The following is a 20,572-nucleotide window of genomic DNA, read 5'->3' on the forward strand; positions in this document are numbered from 1 at the left end:
AAATCCTTTCGTAAAAAATTATCTTAGCACTAATAAAGTAGTAAAGCCATTTCTATACACCCAAATTTTGATAAATTCTTTTTTATTAGCTTGTTTTAAAGCCTGATCTAAATCCTTTAAATTTTTAATCTCACCTTGACCTATACCTACAATCACATCCCCTTCTTTAAATCCAGCCTCATCTGCTTTACTTTTACTCTTAACCTTTTCTACTAAAACTCCATTTATATCTCTTGGGAGCTGCAAACGATCCTTTAATCTAGGATCTAAATTTCTTAAACTCAATCCTTCAATTAGGTTATTTTGTACTCCTTTATTTTCTTTTTCTCCTTTAAGAATAAAGCTTACTTGTTTATTATTTCCATCTCTTTCAAAATCAATTGTAACTTTTTCCCCAATATCAAGAGTTCCTATATAATTTTTTAAATCAATTGGATTCTTAATCACTTTGCCATTAACCTTAGTCACTAAATCACCTCGTTTTAATCCAGCCTCATCAGCACTAGATCCTTTTTGGACATCTGTAATTAACGCTCCTTCTTGATTTTTGTAAGCTTTTTTAGTCTCTCCTTGTAAAGCTGAAATAGTTACACCTAAAAAACCTCTTTCAATTTTACCTTTTTCAATGAGCTTTTTAGCTATATCCTTAACCATGTTAGATGGAATAGCAAATCCTATACCATTATTACCACCTCCACGAGAAAGTATAGCTGAATTAATACCGACTAAAAATCCACGACTATCCACTAAAGCACCGCCTGAATTTCCTGGATTAATAGAAGCATCTGTTTGTATAAAATTTTCATATTGATTAAGACCGATATTATCTTTATTTAATGCTGAAATAATTCCACTTGTAACACTAAAACCCACCCCAAAAGGATTCCCTAAGGCAAATACAACATCACCTTCCATTAAATTATCTGAATTAGCAAAAGTAATGGCTGAAAGATTTTTAGCATCTATTTTAATCACAGCTAAATCTGTTTTTGGATCTTTTCCTATTAATTTGGCTTTATATTCCGTATCACTTCCTGGTAAATTTACAGTTATTGTATCAGCATCTTCTACAACATGATTATTGGTTACTATATAACCATCTTTTGAAATAATCACACCAGAACCCAAAGAACTAATTACCTCTTTATCATTTTTATTTTTTCTTTGAGGAATATCAAAAAATTGTTTAAAATAAGGATCATCAAAAAAATCATCCAAAGGGCTAAAATTATTTGCTCGTGTTATAGTTTTTGAGGTTGAAATATTAACAACTGATTTTTTGGCATCCTTAATAGAATCATGATAACTTAAAATAACTCCACCGTCTGCTGGATTAACACGATTAGCAGATGAAGTTGATTCGTTAAAATTAATATTTGCTGCAAATAATACGCTTGCTAAACCTATTGATAAAAAAATCTTTTTCATAGTTTTTTCCTTTCTAAAATTAGAAAAATTTATATATTCTAACTTTATGGTTTTATTTGTAAAAATATTTTTTACATAAGCTATAGTATAAAATCAAAAATTTACAAAATTGTAAATAAAAAACTTGAGTGATAAAAATTGATAAAACTTGATTGACTTAGACTAAAGTTTTTGATATAATTTTATTTATATTAAAATAAATTATTCTATGTAATTAAACAACTGTAAGGAAAATAAAATGAATAGTCTATATGAAACTCTTGGAGTACCTAAAAATGCAAGTTCTGATGAAATTAAAAAAGCTTATCGTCGCTTAGCAAGACAATATCACCCAGATATCAATAAAGAAAAAGGTGCTGAAGAAAAATTTAAAGAAATTAATGCTGCTTATGAAATTTTAAGCGATGAAAAAAAACGTGCTCAATATGATCAGTATGGAGATAATATTTTTGGCGGACAAAGTTTTCATGATTTTTCAAGAAATACTGGAGGCATTAATTTAGATGATATTTTAAAAGATTTATTTGGCGGAGGATTTGGAGGATCTCCTCGTGGAAATCGTTTTAGTGGTTTTTCTTCCAAAGGATTTGGAGGATTTGGTAATTTTGAAGAAGAGGATTTGGATATAACCATAGAGCTAACCATTCCTTTTGAAAAAGCTATTACCGGAGGTGAACATAATTTTACTTTTCAAGGAGAAAATATCAAATTTAAAATTCCTCATGGTATCAAAGAAGGAGAAAAACTTAGAATTCGCGGCAAAGGAAAAAATGCCTATAATAAAACCCGTGGAGATCTTATTATTATAGTTAAGCTTGAAGAAAGTAAGATATATCAAAGAGATGATGATGATTTATATCAAAAGGTAGATATTTCACTTAAAACTGCTTTGTTTGGTGGAAAAATTACAATTAAAACATTTAAAGAGGATAAAAAAGAAGCAAAAATTTCCATAGCCCCAAATTCAAAAAATGGACAAAAAATACGTTTAAAAGGATATGGAGTGCAAAATAGAAAAAATAATATTTATGGTGATTTGTATTTAATTTTAAATGTTATTTTACCCAATACAGAAACATTGGATGAAAAATTAATTGAACTTTTAAAAGAAAAACTTCCAGAATAAGGAGAGAAAATGGATCATCATTATGACGAACCCGTATATTTAATAAGCGTTGTTGCTAAAGTTTTAAGTATACATCCACAAACTTTACGACAATATGAAAGAGAAGGATTAGTAGAGCCGAGTCGAACTGATGGAAAAATAAGACTTTATTCTCAAAGAGATATTGATCGTATTAAATTAATTTTACGTTTAACTCGTGATATGGGAGTTAATTTAGCAGGAGTTGATGTTATATTAAAATTAAAAAATCAAATTCATGAATTTGAAAATTTAATTGATGAATTACGTTTGGAACTTAGCAAACAAAAAAATCCAGGTGCAGCCTCAAAGGCCGTTGTTAAACATAAAAATAGTTTTGATTTAATTTTTTATGAAAAAAAATAAAAAAAGATGGATAATTTTTTAGAAATTTTTCTTATTGCAGCAGCATTAGCGATCATTTTAAATGTCATTTTAAAAAAATTTGAAATTCCTACTATTATTGGTTATATAGCAGCAGGAGAGATTATTTCTGAAATTTATCATTTAAGTGGAAAGGGTGAAATAACCCATATTGCCGAATTTGGTATTGTTTTTTTAATGTTTACTATTGGACTTGAATTTTCTTTTAAATATTTAATGGCCATGAAGCAAGAAGTTTTTTTAAATGGATCTTTACAAATGCTTACTTGCGGATTTATATTTACTTTAATTACTATGGGAATTTTTTCCCTTGAAGATAAAAATGCAACAATAGTAGGTTTTGCTTTAGCGCTTTCTTCTACGGCTGTAGTATTAAAAATCTTAAACGATAATGGAGATATCAATGAACAATATGGTAGAAAAGCTCTAGGAATTTTACTTTTTCAAGATATAGCTGTCATTCCTTTACTCTTACTTGTTGATATACTCTCATCTAATAATCAAAATATAGAACAAATTTTATTCACCTCCCTTATTTCAGCAATCCTTTTAATCGCTTTGCTTTTTTTTATAGGAAAATATTTAGTTGATAGAATTTTTAGACTTATTATACGAACTTCTTCTCAAGAAATTTTTATTGGTACAATTTTATTTATGGTTATTGGGGCGAGTTTTTTAGCAAATTATTTTGGATTTTCTTATTCTTTGGGCGCTTTTATAGCTGGAGCATTGATTGCAGAAACAAAATATAAACATAAAATTGAAGCTGATTTAATTCCTTTTAGGGATTTACTTTTAGGGCTTTTTTTTATGACTGTGGGTATGCAAATTCAACTCAATGTAATAGCTGAAAATTGGTTTTTAATCTGTGTTTTAACCTTGATAATAATGCTATTAAAATTTGGTATAGTATTTGGATTTTTGTTTCTTTATACTAAAAAAAGAGTTGCTTTAAAAACTGCTTTTTCAATTGCACAAGTTGGAGAATTCGCTTTAGCAATTTTTTCTCTTTTGCAAGCTAAAAATATGCTCGATATTAAAATCTCACAAATTTTGATTGTAGTTTCGATTATAACAATGATTATTACACCTTTTATATTAAACAATATAAGAAAAATTACTAATGTAGTTGAAGATATCACACTAAATACAAATACTATTCAAAATACTCCTCAAAGTAATTTAAAAAATCATCTTGTTATTTTCGGATATGGTCGCTTAGGACAAGAAATGGTGCAAAGAATTAAAAATACTGGGGTACCTTATTTGGTCTTAGAAAGTGATTTAAATTTAGTTGAGTTAGGGACTAGTCGCGGAGAAAATGTAATTTTTGCAAATGCGGCTCAAGAAGAAACCCTTAAAATTGCAAATATTGAAGAATGCGCAGTAGTGGTAATTACTATTACCAATGAAGCAAAACTTGAGATGCTCTGCCAGCTTTTATCATCTTATCCAAAACCTATAGACACTATTATCCATGTTAATGGGAATCTTAAAAAAATGCTTTTTTCAAGTATTGATGATAATATTCGTATTGTAAGATCGGAAAAAATTCTAGCTCGAAATTTAGTTCAAGAAGCGTTAGAATGTAGAATTCATAAAAATACCTAAGGATTATTTTGACAAGAATCAATGAAAAATCATTAAGAGTAAAATATCTAAGATCATTAGAAAAATTTGCCAACACAGCAAAATCTTGCTTAAAAAGAGAAGATTTTAACTTAGAAAAATTTCAAGAAAGAATGCAAAAAAATAAAAAAAACCTAGAAAAATGCCAAGCAGTGGTTTTAAATTCAACCTATAGCAAAGCTTTAGAAAATTTTGTTAATGCTTGTCTTGATTTTTCTCTCAAAAAAGAAGAACTCTTATATCTTGCAAATGCCCTAAGTAGACTAAAAAATCAAAATTACAAAGAAAAACATAAAAACTATTTAAAGGATTATTAATGATTAATGTATTTTTTGATATGGATGGAACCTTAATTGATAGTGCAAACGCTATTTCTTGTGCCGTTAATGAAATTCGCGCTGAACTTAATCTAAGCACTTTAACAAAAGAAGAGATAATTAATATTATCAATACTCCAAATGTAGATTGGGGTAAAAAACTTTATAATATAGATAATTTTCATCATTCAAGCTTTAAGGATGGCTTTGAAAAATATTTCATCAAGCATTATGAGCAAAGTGTAATACTTTTTGAAGGAGTTATAGATCTTTTAAAATTTTTAAAAAGTAAAAATTGCTTTTTAGCTATTGCAACAAATGCTCCTCAAAGCTCACTTACAAATATTCTCAAAAAACATGGAATAATCCCATATTTTGATAAAATTTTAGGAGTAAGTATAGGAATAGAACCTAAACCAAATCCTCAAATGCTTCATCTTCTTATGGATGAAGCCCCTTATCAAACAAGTATTTTTATAGGCGATAGTCAAAAAGATAAAGAATGCGCTAAAAATGCAAAAATTCCATACTATCACGCTAAATGGTATCAAAAAAATTTAAAAGAAAATGAATTTGGCGATGCGCAAACTTTAAAAGAATACTTATTAAAATATTTATGAGTTTTTTAAAAAAATATAGTTAAAATAACGCAAATTCAATAATATTCAAAGAAAGTAAAATATGAGCGAATTATTAATCGAAATTGGCACAGAAGAATTACCTGCTATACCTTTATTAAAAGAACTTCCAAATATAGAAAAAAAATGGCAAAATATTTTAAATGAATATCGCTTAATGAGCGAATTTATATTTTATTATACTCCACGTCGTTTAGTATTTTTTCATAAAAATTTTCATGATAAACAAGAAGATACTACAGTTGAATTGATAGGAGCACCTAAAAATATAGCTCTAAAAGAAGGTAAATTAACTTCTGCAGGGCAAGCTTTTTTAGAAAAAGCAGATATTAAAGAGAGTGAACTTGAATTTAAAGAGATTAAAGGAAAAGAAGTTTTATATCATCAAAAAACTTTAGTAGGAAAAAATAGTATTGAAATTTTAGGAGAAATGATTAATAAATTCCTCAAAAGCTTAAATTTTGGAAAAAGTATGCGTTGGGGAGATCATTCTTTTGAATTCATACGCGCTATTAGAAATATTGCATGTGTCTTAGGTGATCAACTGGTTGAATTTGAAATTTTTGGAGTTAAAAGCTCTAAAAAAACTTTTGTTCATAGAAGTATAAGTTATGATTTCTTTCCTTTTCAAAACATTAAAGAGTATTTTCAAATTTTAGAAAATAATTTTATCATCCTTGATCCAAAAAAACGCAAAGAAAAAATTTTAAATGACTTTAAAGAACTTGAAAAAAAATATGATATTATCATTGGTCAAGATGAAGAACTCTTAGCCGAAGTTATAGCTATTACAGAATATCCAAAAGCTCTTTTTGGAAGTTTTGATAGAGCTTTTTTAGAAATTCCTAATGAAGTTATCATCACTTCAATGAGAGAAAATCAACGTTATTTTGCCGTTTTTAATAATGACAAGGAATTAAGTAACCACTTTATTGTTGTTAGCAATGCAGTTTGCGAGGATTATTCGAAAATCATACATGGCAATGAAAGAGTTTTAAGGGCAAGATTAAGTGATGCAATGTTCTTTTATCAAAATGATTTACAAAAAGGTTTAGAACCTCAAAAACTTAAAAAAATCATTTATCTTGAAAATTTAGGAACAATGTATGATAAAAGTTCAAGAGAAATAGAACTAGCAAAAATTTTATGTGAATTTTTAAAAAATAATCATTTCGAAAAAATTTCCAAAGCGATTTATTATGCAAAAGCCGATTTAACAACTCAAATGGTTTATGAATTTACAGATTTACAAGGAATTATAGGAAGTTATTATGCTGCTAAAATGGGATTTGAACAAGAAATTTGCCTTGCTATAAAAGAACAGTATTTACCAAATTCTGAAAAATCAGATCTTCCTAGTACAGAATTTTCAAGCATAGTTGCTCTAGCTAATAAATTTGATACTCTTTTAGGACTTTTTAGTATAGGTAAAATTCCAAGTGGAACAAAAGATCCTTACGCACTAAGGCGTGCCGCCAATGGTATTTTAAAAATACTTTTAAATTTAAACAAAAATTTTGATATCAATGCATTTTTAGAAAAAGCTTCAAAGAATTATCAAAACTTTAATTTAAAAATATTAAAAGATTTTATTTTTGAAAGGATTTATACATTTTATGATTTAAATCCTAGTTTTATCAAAGCTGTTCTTGTTTCAAAAAATTCTGATATTATTGTTATTGATGAAAGCATTAAAGCCTTAGCAAAAATCAGTCAAAAAAGTAATTTCAATGATTATTTTAACACCTTTAAACGCCTTGCTAATATTGCTCAAAAAACTACAAATACTATTAATGAAAACTTATTCATAGAAGTAGAAAAAAAACTTTACATAGCATTTAAAGAAAGTTTAAAAGCTCTTACAATTGAAGAAAAGCTAAATAAATTATTTGCCTTAAAATCTGAAATTGATGCTTTTTTTGAAGCTGTTATGATTAATGATAAAGATGAAAAACTTAAAAATAACCGTCAAGCCTTAGTATTTAATATCTATCAAGAATTTCTCAAAATTGCAGATATTAAGGAACTTAGTTTATGAAAAAAATATTGATTTTACTCTCTTGTTGCTTTATTTATGTTTTTGGAAACCAAGAAATTAAACTTGTCAAAGGACAAGCTATATTTTTAGAATTTGATAAAAAGAATTTTATAGAATTAAAAAATCAAAATCAAATCATTCCAACTTTTATTCATCCAAGAAATAAAAATAAAATCCTTGCAATTTTTGCTTTACCTTATAAAAACCCTCCAAAAAGCACAAAATTAATTGCTATTTATAAAAATAAACAACAAGAAATCATTATTACTGCATTAGAAGGAAATTATAAAAGCGAACAAATCCAAGTAGCTAAAAATAAAATTTTTCCACCAAAAAATGTACAAGATCGTATTAAAAAAGAATTTAAAGAAGCCAATAATATCTACACTTCATACACTTCAAAACCTTTATATGACGGAACTTTTTCAATACCTCTTGCAAGTTTTATTACAAGTGATTTTGGCAAAGCTAGAATTTTTAATCACAAAATCTCAAGCTACCACAGTGGAATAGATTTTAGAGCAATAAGCGGAACTCCAGTTTATGCCACAAATTCAGGTATAGTAAAAATTGCTAAAAATAGATATTATGCTGGCAATTCTGTAGTTATTGATCATGGTTTAGGAATTTATTCTCAATACTATCATCTTTCAAAGATCAATGTAAAAAATGGACAAAAGATTAAAAAAGGAGATCTTATAGGACTAAGTGGGGCTACTGGAAGAGTGAGTGGACCACATTTACACTTTGGCATACTTGTTGCACAAAAACAAGTAGATCCTTTAGATTTTATAAAAAAATTTAATGCGCTATTTGATGAAATTTAGTCAATTTTTTAATACTTGGCTTCATGAAAATTACTATAAAAATGTTAGTAAGATAGGTAAAAATGGAGATTTTTTTACTGCAGTAAGCGTGGGAAATCTTTTTGGTATCTTGCTAGCAAAACACTTTTTAAAACTTATTGATAAAGGCGTATTAAAATTTCCTTTAGAAATAGTTGAAATTGGAGCCAATGAGGGTTATTTAAGTCGTGATTTTCTATCTGCCTTGCTTGAATTTAGACCTGAAATTTTCCCTCAAATTTCTTTTTTTATTATAGAGCCTCATAAAAAATTACAAATTTTACAAAAGAAAACTTTAGAAGGTATAGATTTTATTCATAAAAATAGCTTAGAAGAATGTCATTTTAAAAATGCCTTTTTTTTCTCTAATGAGCTTTTTGACAGCTTTACCTGTGAACTTATAGATAATGATACAATGGCTTACGTAAAAGATTATCAAATTATTTTTAAACCCATAGATAAAAACTTGCAACAAAGATGTCAAGAACTTGGATTAGCAAAAGGGGAATTAAGTTTAGAACTTGAAATTTTTCTTAAAAAACTTGACAAAGCTAGTGAAAAATTTATCTTTGCAGGTTTTGATTATGGAACTTTTAGCAATGATCGTTTTAGTATAAGAATTTATCAAAAACATGAAGTTTTCAATCCTTTTGAAATTTCTTTAAAAGATTTTTTTGGAAAAAGCGATATAACTTATAATGTAAATTTTAATCATCTTAAAATGACCATTGAAAATTTAAATTTCAAACTTTTATATTTAAAAAAACAAAGTCAAGCCTTAATCGATTTTGGTTTTGAAGAATTATTAGAATATACAAAAAATAAAAACATAAAAAGTTATGAAAATTTACTTTCTCAAAGCAAAATTTTATTTTTTAATTTTGATGAAAAATTTCATTTTTTTGAATTTGCAAAATTATAAATTTGTCATACAAAGCCCCTCTCTTAAACCTTCATCAATAACTATACATTCTTCTTTATCAAAAATAGCAAAAAATAAAAAGCAACCCGCGGTTAAATATTTTTTACGTGTTTTTCCAAGATAAAAATTAGCATCTTTTTCACTCATATTCCAAATTTTCAATGCAAATTTAAAAAAATCTTGAGTATATAAAATTTTGCCATTAATTTTTTTAGCGTCATATTTTTCATAATTTAAACCACATTTTAAAGCAGCCAAAGCCGTAGGAACACCTGAATTTAAAATTACCTTTCTTATTTTTGCTTTTTTTAAAACTTTTTTAAGCTCTTTTACCTCATCAAAAGCCTTAAATGCTATATTTTTTAATTTTTTATCTTTGATTAATAAGTGAATTTTTAATTTTTTATCTTTGATTTTATAAACAAAATTAGGATATTTTTTCAATATTTTTTTAAAAGAAATGGTAGAAAAATCATTTTGAAAATTACACTTTTCATAAAAACTTATAATACCAAAATCAAAACTTTGAAAATACTGATCAAAAGATAATTCACAAGAAGCACCTCCTAAATCACAATAAGCAAAATATCCCTTTATATCTAAACTAGCAAGAGCTTTTTTCATACCTAAAACACTAATTTTAGCTTCAGTTTTAGCATCAATAACCCTAAAATTAACTCCAAATTGTTCCTTTAAATCTTTAAAAATTTCATCTGTATTATCCGCCTTTCTAAAAGCTGCAGTTGCAACAGCCTTTGCTTTGTTTAAATTTTGCTCTTTTGATAAAATATTTAAAGCTTCTTTTATTTTTTCTATGGCTTCGGTTGAAATTTGTCTAGTTTTGGATAAATTTTTTGCTGCGCCTATGATAAATTCATATTCTTTTATTTTTTTAAAATTTTCATCCATTTCAACTGCTCTTAAAGTGTTTGATCCTAAATCAATACCCAACATTACTCTTCCTTTTAAATTTTGGAGTATAATAACAAAAACTTAATAAAGGAACTATTATGCTTTTGGGTGTAAATATTGATCATATTGCTGTTTTAAGACAAGCAAGAATGGTTAATGATCCTGATCTTTTAGAGGCAGCGTTTATTGTAGCAAAATTTGGAGATCAAATCACTTTACATATAAGAGAGGATCGTCGCCATACTCAAGATTTTGATTTAAAAAATCTTATTCATTTTTGCAAAAGTCCTATTAATTTAGAATGTGCTATTAATGAAGAAATTTTAAATTTAGCTCTTACTCTAAAACCTTCACGTATTACCCTAGTTCCAGAAAAAAGAGAAGAGCTTACCACAGAAGGAGGTCTAAATTTAAATCATCCTGATTTAAAAAAAACCATCCAAAGACTAAAAAATGAAAACATAGAAGTTTCTCTATTTATTAATCCAAAATTAAATGATGTCGAAAAATCTTATGAATTAAATGCTGATTTTATAGAGCTTCATACTGGACTTTATGCGAATTTACATAATGCTCTTTTTACCAATATTTCACATACTGCTTTTGCACTTAAAGAATTGCAGATAGACAGAAAAAGACTCCAAACTCATTTAGAAGAAGAATTAAAAGCATTAAAACTTTGTGCTAAAAAAGGTATGCAACTTGGTTTAAAAGTTGCTGCTGGACATGGACTCAACTATAAAAATGTAAAAGAAATTGCAAAAATTAATGAAATATGCGAATTAAATATAGGTCAAAGTATCATAGCAAGATCCGTATTTGTAGGACTTAAAAAAGCTATTTTAGAAATGAAAGTTCTTATTGATGAAAACAAAAATTGCAATTAGCGTTGGCGATCTTAATGGCATAGGTCCTGAAATTTTAATACGCTCTCATGAAAGCTTATGTGAAATTTGCGAACCTTATTATTTTATCCATGAAAAATTATTATATCAGTCTTTAAAAATACTCAATTTAAATATTTCAAATGCTAATATTGTTTATTTTAAAGAGAGTCAAAAATTTAGTTTTGAATTAGTTAAAAATCAAAATGGATTAAAAATTTATTGCTTTTCTCTACCCTTAAAATTTCAAGTCAATGAAAATTTTACTATAAATCCAGGAATGATTGATGATAAAAGCGGACTTTATTCTTTTTTAAGTTTTCAAGCTGCGAGCTATTTTACTTTAAAAAAGTATGCACATGCCCTATTAACTTTACCCATACATAAAAAAGCTTGGGAATTAGCAAAAATAAATTATAAAGGTCATACAGACGCTTTAAGACATTTTTTTAAAAAAGATGCCATTATGATGTTAGGTTGCAATAAACTCTTCATAGGTTTGTTTACTGAGCATATTCCATTGGCAAAAGTCAGTAAAAAAATCACTTTTGAAAAATTAAGTATTTTTTTAAAGAATTTTTATGAACAAACTCATTTTAAAAAAATAGGAATTTTGGGTTTTAATCCTCATGCTGGAGACTATGGGGTGATAGGTGGAAAAGAAGAAGATATTATCATTGAAGCAATTAGTTTTGTTAATGCTTATTTACAATCAAAACAAGATGAAAAATTTTTCTATCAAGCTTTAAAAGATAAAAGTTTACAAAAAAAAATAATCAATAATTTTAAAGGAAAAAAAATCTATTTACCTTATCCTTTAGTTGCTGATACAGCTTTTACTCGAGAAAATTTAAAAAAATGCAATCGTTTAATTGCTATGTATCACGATCTTGCTCTAGCTCCTTTAAAAGCTTTATACTTTGAAAAAAGTATTAATGTAAGTTTAAATTTGCCTATCATTAGAGTTAGCGTTGATCACGGAACCGCATTTGATAAAGCTTATAAAAATATGAAAATTAATACTCAAAGTTATCTTGAAGCTGCTAAATTTAGCATACAATACCATCAAACTAAATTTAATAAGAAAACCAAAAATGCAAAATTATAAAAAAGCTTTATTTGCTTTAGCTTTAAGTGCTTTTTGTATGGGAGTGACTGAATTTGTTATGGCTGGAGTTTTAATTGATGTACAGCATTATTTTAAAATCGATGCAAAAACTGCTGGTTATCTTACAACCCTATACGCCATAGGAGTGGTTGTAGGAGCTCCTATTATAAGCATAGCTTTAAGCCATTTTTATAGACATATACAACTTTTAATTAATCTTGGAATTTTTGCTTTAGCTAATTTAACGATCTTTTTTAGCAATAATTTTTATTTAACAGCTTTTGCTCGTTTTATTGCTGGAACTCAGCATGGTGTATTTTTTGTTATTGCTACACTTGCTATTTCAAGCATCGCTCCAAATGAAAAAAAATCTAGTGCTTTAGCTATTATGGTAACAGGACTTACAGTTGCCCTTGTTACAGGTGTTCCTTTAGGAACTTTTATAGGATATCATTTTGGTTTTAAGCTTATTTTTTTATTAATTTTTATTATTACAATTTTTGCCTCTTTAGGTGTTTGGCATATGATGCCCAAAAAATTATATCCCAATCCTACCAATTTAAAAAATCTTGCACCAGCTTTTTCACATCGAAATTTATTAAAAACTTACACTATCACTCTTTGTAGTTGCGGTGCACAATTTATTCTTTATACCTATTTGCAAAAGCTACTTATTGATATCAGCGGATTTAAAGAACAAAATACAACTTATATTTTACTTTTATATGGAATTTGTGCCATTTTTGGAAATTTATGGGGTGGAAAAATGGTAGATAAAAAAGGTGCTATTTTTTCTTTAAGATTGATTTTAAATATACAAATTTTTGTATTTTTAAACTTTTTATGGACAATTTATATTCCAATTTTAATTATTTTCAATATTGCTCTAATGGGATTTTTTTCTTTTTCAACCATACCAGCTTTAAAAATGTTAAGCATTGCAAAAGCTAAACGACATACATATAAGATAATGGATAGCACTATTAGCGTTAATGAAGCGGCTTTTAATGTAGGTATAGCCTTAGCAAGCTTTATAGGAGGTCTTGTTTTAACAAATATAGGCATAGAATTTAATGCACTTTTTGCATCAATTTTTATCTTACCTGCTTTGATTTTTTCATTAATATTTTCAAAAGATAAAATTAATTATAAGCACTTTAAGAGAAAAGTGGAATAGAATTTGCTTTCTGTATAAAAAAATAAAAGGAAAACAATGACCATAGATAATACTAAACTAATTTCTAATACTGTTTTTAGCTCAACGAAAATTAAAGAAAAAGCATCTTCAGCTGATGAATTTCAAGCTAATTTAAATGAAGTAAAGAATAAAGAAAATAAAGAAAAAATAAGCTCTAATCAATTAAACAATAAAGATCTAGATCTTGGAGTCATCAGAGAAGATTTTAGATCTTATGCATGGCAAAAAATGAGAGAGGATCAATATAAAAAAAATGAAGAAACTTTACTCAATAAACTTTTTGCAACAATAGATGCAGGAAATGCTGCAAATAAAAAGATTTAAATATAAAATCAATTTCAAAAATATAAAACGAGAATTTCAATAATTCTCGTTAAAATTTAAAACCAATCTTCTAAAAAAACAAAAAATATAACTTATATATAATTTTTATTTAAAAAAATGATAATTTTTTAAGCCATTTAAGTCATTAAAAGTGATCTAGTTTTTCAATAATTTTTGTTATAATTTTATAAAAAAATAAAGGAAAATTATGATTTTCATTGATGCTTGTTTTAAAAAAACAACACCTTATACTCCTATTTGGATGATGCGTCAAGCCGGACGTTATTTACCTGAGTATATGAGAGTTCGCCAAGAAGCTGGAGATTTTCTTTCCTTATGTAAAGATTATAAAAAAGCATCTGAAGTAAGTTTACAACCTATAGAAATTTTAGGAGTGGATGCAGCAATTATTTTTTCAGATATTTTAGTAGTTCCGCTTGAAATGGGAATGAAATTACGTTTTGAAAAAGGAGAAGGACCTGTATTTGATAATCCAATTTCTAATATAGAAGATCTAAAAAAACTAGATACGCAAAATGCCCATCAAAAATTAAATTATGTATATGATGCTTTAAAACTCACTCGAGAAAAACTCCCAAAAGATAAAGCACTTATAGGATTTTGTGGAAGTCCTTGGACTATAGCCACTTATATGATAGAAGGTGGCGGAAGTAAAAACTATGCAAAATGTAAAAAAATGCTTTATCAAAATCCAGAACTTTTGCATCTGATTTTATCAAACCTTACAGAAGTTTTAAAGCTATATCTAGAAGAACAAATCAAAGCAGGAGCTAATGCTATACAAATTTTTGATAGTTGGGCAAGTGCTTTAGAATATAATGAATTTTTTAATTTCTCCTTTAATTATATGCTTAAAATTTCCAATTTTATTAAAAATAAATATCCTAATATACCTGTAATTTTATTCCCTAAAGGAATCAGTGGCTATTTAGATAAGATTGAAGGTAATTTTGATGTTTTTGGAGTTGATTGGAGCACTCCTTTAGAATTAGCGCGAGATAAATTATCTCACAAATATACCCTTCAAGGTAATATGGAACCTTGCAGATTGTATGATAAAAATTCTATTAAAGAAAGTGTGGATCAAATTTTACAAATTATGAAAAATAAAGCACATATTTTTAATTTAGGACATGGTATTTTACCTGATATTCCTGTTGAAAATGCTAAATATTTTATTAAGCTTGTCCAAGAAAGTTCAATTAGATGAAAATTGTTTTTGGACCTGTAAGCTCTAGACGCTTTGGAAGATCTTTGGGAATAGATTTAAGTCCAAGCAAAAAACAATGTAATTTTGATTGTGTCTATTGTGAACTTGAAGCTAAAAAAGCGCAAGAAAAACAAGATGAAATCGTAGAAGTTGCACAAATCATTTCAGAAATTCAAACAGTTATTGCTAAAGGTATTGAATTTGACTTTCTTACACTAACTGCCAATGGAGAACCGAGCCTTTATCCGCATTTAAATGAATTAATCGATTCTTTACGTCAAATTGTTAAAAACAAAAAACTTCTTATTTTAAGTAATGGCACAGCTGTGCTTGATCAAAATAAATTTCAAAGTTTATTAAAGCTTGATGTAGTCAAATTTAGTTTAGATAGTGCCATTTATAAAACTTTTTATCGCATAGATAGAACTTTAAAAAATATCGATTTAGAATTAATGATACAAAAAATGGCAGAATTTAAAACAAAATTTCAAGGTGATCTTGTGATGGAAATTTTAGTGGTTAAAGATCTAAATGATAATGAGCAAGAATTTATAGCTCTTAATAATGCTTTAGCTAAAATATCACCAACAAGAATTGATCTAAGTAGTATCGATCGACCCCCAGCTTATGCAGTTAAATCCATAAGCGAAAAAAAACTCTATGAACTTTCAAAATTAATCACTTGTGCGCCAGTTTTTTTAGCAAGAAGAAACTACAAAGAACAAAAACTTGAATTAAACAAAGAAGAATTATTAAAATTTCTTCATTTAAGGGCACAAAGTCAAATCGATGTAGAACATACTTTTAGTGAAAAATCCAAAATTCTTTTACAAGAATTAATCCAAACAAATGAAGTAAAAATCATTGATCTTGCAGGTGTTCAATTTTACAAAGCTTAATATTTTCACTTTATATCTTTTAATTTGTTAGCCATTGTTTTGCCCACAAGATTACAAATTTCATCAAAATTTGCTTCATAAATGGATTCAAAATTTCCATAATAAGCCAAAATTTTGTGTATTGCTCCTGCGCTTAAGCCCAATTTGATCAATTTAGAACTTTGCAAATCTTGCTTCTTTTTTGTTTTTTGATGAAAATTTATAGCAAAACGATGCGCCTCATCTCTTAATTTTTGCAAAAATTGTAATTTTTTATCATCCATACTTAAAGAAAACTCACCCTTAAAGGAATGTATTTTATCTTTAGCTCCTCCTTTAGCTCTATGTGCTTTTGCATCGATTTTCTCTTTAGAGATAGCCAAAATATCTATATTAGCACCGCTGCTTAAAACAATATCTTTTGCCAATTCCAATAAAGCTTTTCCACCATCTATAAGCCATAAATCAGGCGGAGTATTATTTTGAAAATCTAAAGCTCTACGCGTTAAAACTTCTCGCATCTGTTCATAGTCATTTTTATACTCAAGATGAAATTTTCTATATGAATTTTTATCCCATATGCCAAATTTATAAACTACCATAACTCCAACATTTGCAACGCCTTGTAAATGAGAATTATCAAAAATTTCAATATGGTTTGGAAAATTTTCAAGTTCAAAATATTCTTGAATTTCTTTTTGTATTTTAAAATTGCTATTTTTTTGTTCTTTCTCTATATTTAAAAGTGCATTCTCAAAAGCAAGATTACAAATTTTTCTTTTTTCTCCTATTTTTGGTATTTTAATACTGATTTTTTTTCCATAACGCTTACTTAAAATTTCTTCTAAAAGTTCCTTATCATCAAATTCTTCATAAATATAAATGGTATTTGCTATTAAAGGTGTATCAGTATTAAAATTTTCTAAAATAAGTTGTTTATAAATTTCATTTTTTTCAAAACTTAAAGCATTTTTTAAAAGAGTTGTTTTAGAATTTACACTAATAATCTTTCCATTTTGCACCACAAAACGGATTGTTGAAAGCATAGAATCTTTAAAAGCAATTGCAAAAATTTCAAAATCTTCCAATTTAGCAATATCAATTTGAATTTTTACCTCTAAATCTTTAATAGTAGAAATTTGATCTCTTATCTTAGCTGCTTCTTCATAATTTTCATTTTTAGCTAAATTAAACATTTGTTTTTCTAAATTTTTAATTAAAATGTTAGGATTTAAAAGTGCAGTAATAGCACTATCTAAGATTTTTTTATATTCTTTCTGACTAATTTCATTATTACAAGGTGCTAAACAACGATGAATTTGATAAAAAATACAAGGGCTTTTGCAATTTGCTTTTTGTTTTAAAGGATAATATAAATAAAGAGCGTTTAAAAGCTCTTTAGCCCCTTTAAAAAAAGGGCCAAAATATCTAATTTTAGTTTTTTTTATAAGTTTTCTTGTACTTTGAAAACGCGGATAATCTTCATTAAAATCAACATAAATATAAGGATAAGTTTTATCATCTCTTAAAAGTATATTGTATTTTGGATGCAATTGTTTAATAAAAGAATTTTCCAAAATTAAAGCATCTGCTTCTGAATTTGTTGTAATAAATTCTAAATGTACAGCCTCCTCTATCATTTTTTGTATTCTTAAAGAATTTTTATTATTTGCACACAATTTAGGGCGAAAAGTAAAATAGCTCCTAACTCTATTTTTTAAATTCTTAGCCTTGCCTACGTATAAAAGTTTTCCATTTTGATCAAAATACTGATATACACCTGGTTTTTGAGGTAAAGATTGCAGTTCTTTTTCTAAAATATTTTTAGATAATTTTTCAAGCATTTTTTATAATTTGCCTTAATTCTTCAAATTTATTTGATAAAATTCCGTTTTCAAAAGTATTTTTAAAGCAACCCAAGCTCAATTCTATATATGGACTTTTCTTAATATTTTCTTTATTTTTAACGTTAAAGGTATATTTTTGCATCATCACTCTAATATCTTTTATATTTGAAAAACCGCTTAAGGGATACACTTGAGCGTATTTTTTTATGAGAATTTTAATATAAATTTTGCTATTATCATGATTTAATTCTTGAAAACCTGCAGGATGCGAAGTAATGATATTTAAAATATCATTTTTTACATAAATCCTAGCTATTAAACGTTGTTTTGCAGGAGGTAAAGAATTTAAAAAATCCTTACAAAAAAACAAAGTTTTTAAAGGTTTATAATGAGATTTACTCATCAAATCATTAATAATAGCACTAGTATTTTTAATCATTTTTTGATTTTGAATTTTTACCATAAAATAATTTTATCATTTTTTTTCTTAATTTTTTTGTGCTCTTGCGGATATAAAGGCGATCCACAATACACAACTTATGAACAAAATGGCTCTATAAAAAGCATTAAAAAATATGAACAACTCAATAGGTGGTAATATAATGAAAAAAGCAGATATTTTAGTTTTGGATTTTGGTTCTCAATATACACAATTAATCGCTAGAAGATTAAGAGAACAGGGTGTGTATGCAGAAATTTTACCCTTTAATGTAAGTTTAACTGATATTAAAGCAAAAGAACCTAAAGGAATTATATTAAGTGGTGGTCCAGCAAGTGTTTATGCAACCGATGCTTACTTCTGTGATAAAGGAGTTTTTGATTTGGGTTTGCCTATTCTTGGAATTTGCTATGGCATGCAACTTATGGCACATCACTTTGGTGCCAACGTTGCTCCAGCTGGACATAAAGAATATGGAAAAGCAACCATTGAAATTCAAAAAGATAGTGCATTATTTAAAAATTTACCTAAAAAACAAACCGTGTGGATGAGCCACTCAGACAGAGTTGAAAATCTACCTAAAGATTTTGAAGTTTTAGCAACAAGCGAAAATAGTCCTTTTTGCGTCTTTGCTAATGAAGAAAAAAAATTCTTTGCTTTGCAATTTCATCCAGAAGTTCAACACAGCGAATTTGGTAAAAGTATTTTAAAAAATTTTGCTAAATATGCTTGTAATTGCGAAAGTGTATGGAATATGGGCTCTTTTGCCAAAACTCAAACAGAAAAAATTCGCGAAGAAGTTGGTAACGATAAAGTTTTATGTGCTGTGAGTGGTGGAGTTGATAGTAGTGTCGTAGCAGCACTTTTATCTAATGCTATTAAAGAACAAGTAATAGTTGTTTTTGTCGATAATGGCTTGTTACGCGCTAATGAACGTGAACAAGTAGAATTTATGTTTAAAAATACACTAAAAACTAACCTTATAAGTATTGATGCAAGCGAAATTTTTCTAAGTCGTTTAGCTGGAGTAATCGATCCTGAACAAAAAAGAAAAATCATAGGGAATACTTTTATAGAAGTTTTTGAACAAGAAGCAAAAAAACATAATGATGTTAAATATCTCGCTCAAGGTACTCTTTATACTGATATTATTGAAAGTTCGGTCATTGGTGCTAGCAAGACTATCAAAAGTCATCATAATGTTGGGGGTCTACCTGAAAAAATGAATTTAAAACTCATCGAACCTTTAAAAGAAATTTTTAAAGATGAAGTGAGAGCTTTAGGTTTGGAATTAGGCTTAAGCAAAGAAATAGTCTATCGCCATCCTTTTCCTGGGCCTGGTCTTGCTATACGCATCATGGGAGAGGTTAATCGCCCCAGCTTAGAATTACTAAGACAAGCAGATGTTATTTTACTTGAGGAATTAAAAAGTACTGGGTGGTATGACAAAACTTGGCAAGCATTTTGCGTACTTTTAAATGTAAAAAGCGTCGGAGTTATGGGTGATAATCGCACTTATGATAATACTATTTGTGTGCGCATCGTAGATGCAACTGATGGGATGACTGCAACCTTTTCGCACTTACCTTATGAAATTTTAGAAAATATTAGTCGTCGCATCATCAATGAAATAAAAGGAATCAATCGCGTAGTATATGATATATCGAGTAAACCACCTGCAACAATCGAATGGGAATAATTATTTTTTACAATAATATACTATAGCTGGTGGAATATTTTGCCACACTATTTTTGAAATTTTAACCTCGCTAAAAAGTTCAAATATTTTTAAGCGAAAGGCTTTACCAGAAAGGCTTGGAATTAAATAAGCAAAAGTAGTAAAATATCCACCTTTTGATAAATTTTTATAAATTGTCTTTAAAAGTTTTTCTTGTTCATGATTTTTTAGTAAAGCCCAAGGAATTCCAGAAACTACAATATCTACATTTGACATAGCTCTTTGATGTAAAAAATACTCTAAATTTTCAGCATTTCCAATTTGCAAGTCTAAATTTTCATATTTTTTGGAAAGTTTTTGTGCCATTTGATCATTAATTTCTATCGCAAAAAATTTAGCATCCTTATGCTTTTTTTGAAGTATAACTTCTGTGAATGCTCCTGTTCCTGGTCCTATTTCAACGATATTTTTAACATTCTCTAAACCTATATTGTCAATAATTGTCTTTCTTAATTTTTTAGAACTAGAACACAAAGCTCCTACTTGTTTAGGATTTTTTAAATAATAATAAAAAAACATCATTTTCCTTTTAAAAAATAAAATATCCTAAAAAAATAATAATTATAAAAAACTATGTGAAATTAATGTGAATTTTAATAATAAAAATCTTAAATCTATTATTAAAATTTTATAAAAATAAAGTTAAAATATCCTTTTTAAAACATTTC

At 27.3% G+C, this 20,572-nt stretch carries 20 protein-coding genes; 15 read left to right on the forward strand and 5 right to left on the reverse strand.

The genetic code is table 11. The features are described from left to right. Positions 1-18 precede the first annotated feature (18 nt). On the reverse strand, positions 19-1,428 hold the full coding sequence (locus ACD570_RS06435; protein ID WP_337199463.1) for a DegQ family serine endoprotease: 1,410 nt from the start codon (positions 1,426-1,428) through the stop codon (positions 19-21). Between the two features lie 238 nt (positions 1,429-1,666). On the opposite strand from ACD570_RS06435, the gene ACD570_RS06440 reads away from it, so the two are divergent. The 8 genes from ACD570_RS06440 to ACD570_RS06475 all read left to right on the forward strand — a co-directional run bounded on the left by ACD570_RS06440 (position 1,667) and on the right by ACD570_RS06475 (position 9,345). Continuing rightward, entirely contained in the window at positions 1,667-2,554 is an 888-nt protein-coding gene (locus ACD570_RS06440; protein ID WP_200280243.1) for a DnaJ C-terminal domain-containing protein, read from the forward strand. A gap of 9 nt (positions 2,555-2,563) precedes the next feature. Then, the gene (locus ACD570_RS06445) at positions 2,564-2,938 is read left to right on the forward strand and encodes a heat shock protein transcriptional repressor HspR (RefSeq protein WP_137623978.1); all 375 of its coding nucleotides are present in this window, start codon (positions 2,564-2,566) and stop codon (positions 2,936-2,938) included. A 6-nt stretch (positions 2,939-2,944) separates the two neighbouring features. After that, positions 2,945-4,567, forward strand: coding sequence for a cation:proton antiporter (locus ACD570_RS06450; protein ID WP_337209438.1), 1,623 nt, complete (start codon positions 2,945-2,947; stop codon positions 4,565-4,567). Between the two features lie 8 nt (positions 4,568-4,575). Further along, positions 4,576-4,902 (forward strand): hypothetical protein, encoded by a 327-nt coding sequence (locus tag ACD570_RS06455; RefSeq protein WP_417904242.1) that lies wholly within the window; start codon positions 4,576-4,578, stop codon positions 4,900-4,902. Continuing rightward, a complete protein-coding gene (locus ACD570_RS06460) occupies positions 4,902-5,522 on the forward strand; it encodes an HAD family hydrolase (protein WP_417904243.1) in 621 nt (206 codons plus the stop codon). Before ACD570_RS06455 ends, ACD570_RS06460 begins: the two co-directional genes overlap by 1 nt. Positions 5,523-5,583: 61 nt before the next feature. Continuing rightward, the gene (gene glyS, locus ACD570_RS06465) at positions 5,584-7,578 is read left to right on the forward strand and encodes a glycine--tRNA ligase subunit beta (protein ID WP_417904244.1); all 1,995 of its coding nucleotides are present in this window, start codon (positions 5,584-5,586) and stop codon (positions 7,576-7,578) included. Continuing rightward, positions 7,575-8,405, forward strand: a complete 831-nt coding sequence (locus ACD570_RS06470) for a M23 family metallopeptidase (protein ID WP_417904245.1) — start codon at positions 7,575-7,577, stop codon at positions 8,403-8,405. Before glyS ends, ACD570_RS06470 begins: the two co-directional genes overlap by 4 nt. Beyond that, positions 8,395-9,345, forward strand: a complete 951-nt coding sequence (locus tag ACD570_RS06475) for an SAM-dependent methyltransferase (protein ID WP_417904246.1) — start codon at positions 8,395-8,397, stop codon at positions 9,343-9,345. The genes ACD570_RS06470 and ACD570_RS06475 overlap by 11 nt, the downstream gene beginning before the upstream one ends. Here the strand turns inward: ACD570_RS06475 and ACD570_RS06480 are convergent. Then, positions 9,340-10,299 carry a Ppx/GppA family phosphatase gene (locus ACD570_RS06480; protein WP_417904247.1) on the reverse strand — a complete coding sequence of 320 codons (960 nt, stop codon included), beginning with the start codon at positions 10,297-10,299 and terminating at the stop codon, positions 9,340-9,342. The two genes, ACD570_RS06475 and ACD570_RS06480, sit on opposite strands and share 6 nt — an antisense overlap. Before the next feature lie 56 nt (positions 10,300-10,355). Here ACD570_RS06480 and ACD570_RS06485 point away from each other — a divergent pair, with 56 nt between their 5' ends. The 6 genes from ACD570_RS06485 to ACD570_RS06510 all read left to right on the forward strand — a co-directional run bounded on the left by ACD570_RS06485 (position 10,356) and on the right by ACD570_RS06510 (position 15,901). Continuing rightward, entirely contained in the window at positions 10,356-11,144 is a 789-nt protein-coding gene (locus tag ACD570_RS06485; RefSeq protein WP_417904248.1) for a pyridoxine 5'-phosphate synthase, read from the forward strand. Next, the gene (gene pdxA, locus ACD570_RS06490) at positions 11,122-12,249 is read left to right on the forward strand and encodes a 4-hydroxythreonine-4-phosphate dehydrogenase (RefSeq protein ID WP_337205356.1); all 1,128 of its coding nucleotides are present in this window, start codon (positions 11,122-11,124) and stop codon (positions 12,247-12,249) included. The genes ACD570_RS06485 and pdxA overlap by 23 nt, the downstream gene beginning before the upstream one ends. Next, a complete protein-coding gene (locus ACD570_RS06495) occupies positions 12,236-13,426 on the forward strand; it encodes an MFS transporter (protein ID WP_417904249.1) in 1,191 nt (396 codons plus the stop codon). Before pdxA ends, ACD570_RS06495 begins: the two co-directional genes overlap by 14 nt. Before the next feature lie 36 nt (positions 13,427-13,462). Next, a complete protein-coding gene (locus ACD570_RS06500; protein ID WP_374259536.1) occupies positions 13,463-13,771 on the forward strand; it encodes a hypothetical protein in 309 nt (102 codons plus the stop codon). Positions 13,772-13,979: 208 nt separating this feature from the next. Further along, positions 13,980-15,002, forward strand: a complete 1,023-nt coding sequence (gene hemE, locus ACD570_RS06505) for a uroporphyrinogen decarboxylase (RefSeq protein WP_417904250.1) — start codon at positions 13,980-13,982, stop codon at positions 15,000-15,002. After that, a complete protein-coding gene (locus ACD570_RS06510) occupies positions 14,999-15,901 on the forward strand; it encodes a radical SAM protein (protein WP_337202109.1) in 903 nt (300 codons plus the stop codon). The genes hemE and ACD570_RS06510 overlap by 4 nt, the downstream gene beginning before the upstream one ends. 5 nt (positions 15,902-15,906) lie before the next feature. Here ACD570_RS06510 and uvrC read toward each other — a convergent pair whose 3' ends face one another. Together uvrC and ACD570_RS06520 are read right to left on the reverse strand one after the other, a co-directional pair. Further along, positions 15,907-17,724 (reverse strand): excinuclease ABC subunit UvrC, encoded by a 1,818-nt coding sequence (uvrC, locus tag ACD570_RS06515; protein WP_417904251.1) that lies wholly within the window; start codon positions 17,722-17,724, stop codon positions 15,907-15,909. Then, positions 17,717-18,190: a hypothetical protein gene (locus ACD570_RS06520; RefSeq protein WP_239820454.1), complete on the reverse strand. Its 474-nt coding sequence runs from the start codon at positions 18,188-18,190 to the stop codon at positions 17,717-17,719. Before ACD570_RS06520 ends, uvrC begins: the two co-directional genes overlap by 8 nt. Before the next feature lie 139 nt (positions 18,191-18,329). On the opposite strand from ACD570_RS06520, the gene guaA reads away from it, so the two are divergent. Continuing rightward, complete coding sequence (gene guaA, locus ACD570_RS06525) at positions 18,330-19,865, forward strand: glutamine-hydrolyzing GMP synthase (protein WP_337196586.1); 1,536 nt, start codon at positions 18,330-18,332, stop codon at positions 19,863-19,865. Here the strand turns inward: guaA and ACD570_RS06530 are convergent, their stop codons facing one another. Further along, on the reverse strand, positions 19,866-20,423 hold the full coding sequence (locus ACD570_RS06530; protein WP_337196587.1) for a class I SAM-dependent methyltransferase: 558 nt from the start codon (positions 20,421-20,423) through the stop codon (positions 19,866-19,868). Positions 20,424-20,572 lie beyond the last annotated feature (149 nt).

This window comes from Campylobacter sp. LH-2024, from assembly GCF_048270605.1.
Taxonomy (GTDB): domain Bacteria; phylum Campylobacterota; class Campylobacteria; order Campylobacterales; family Campylobacteraceae; genus Campylobacter_D; species Campylobacter_D molothri.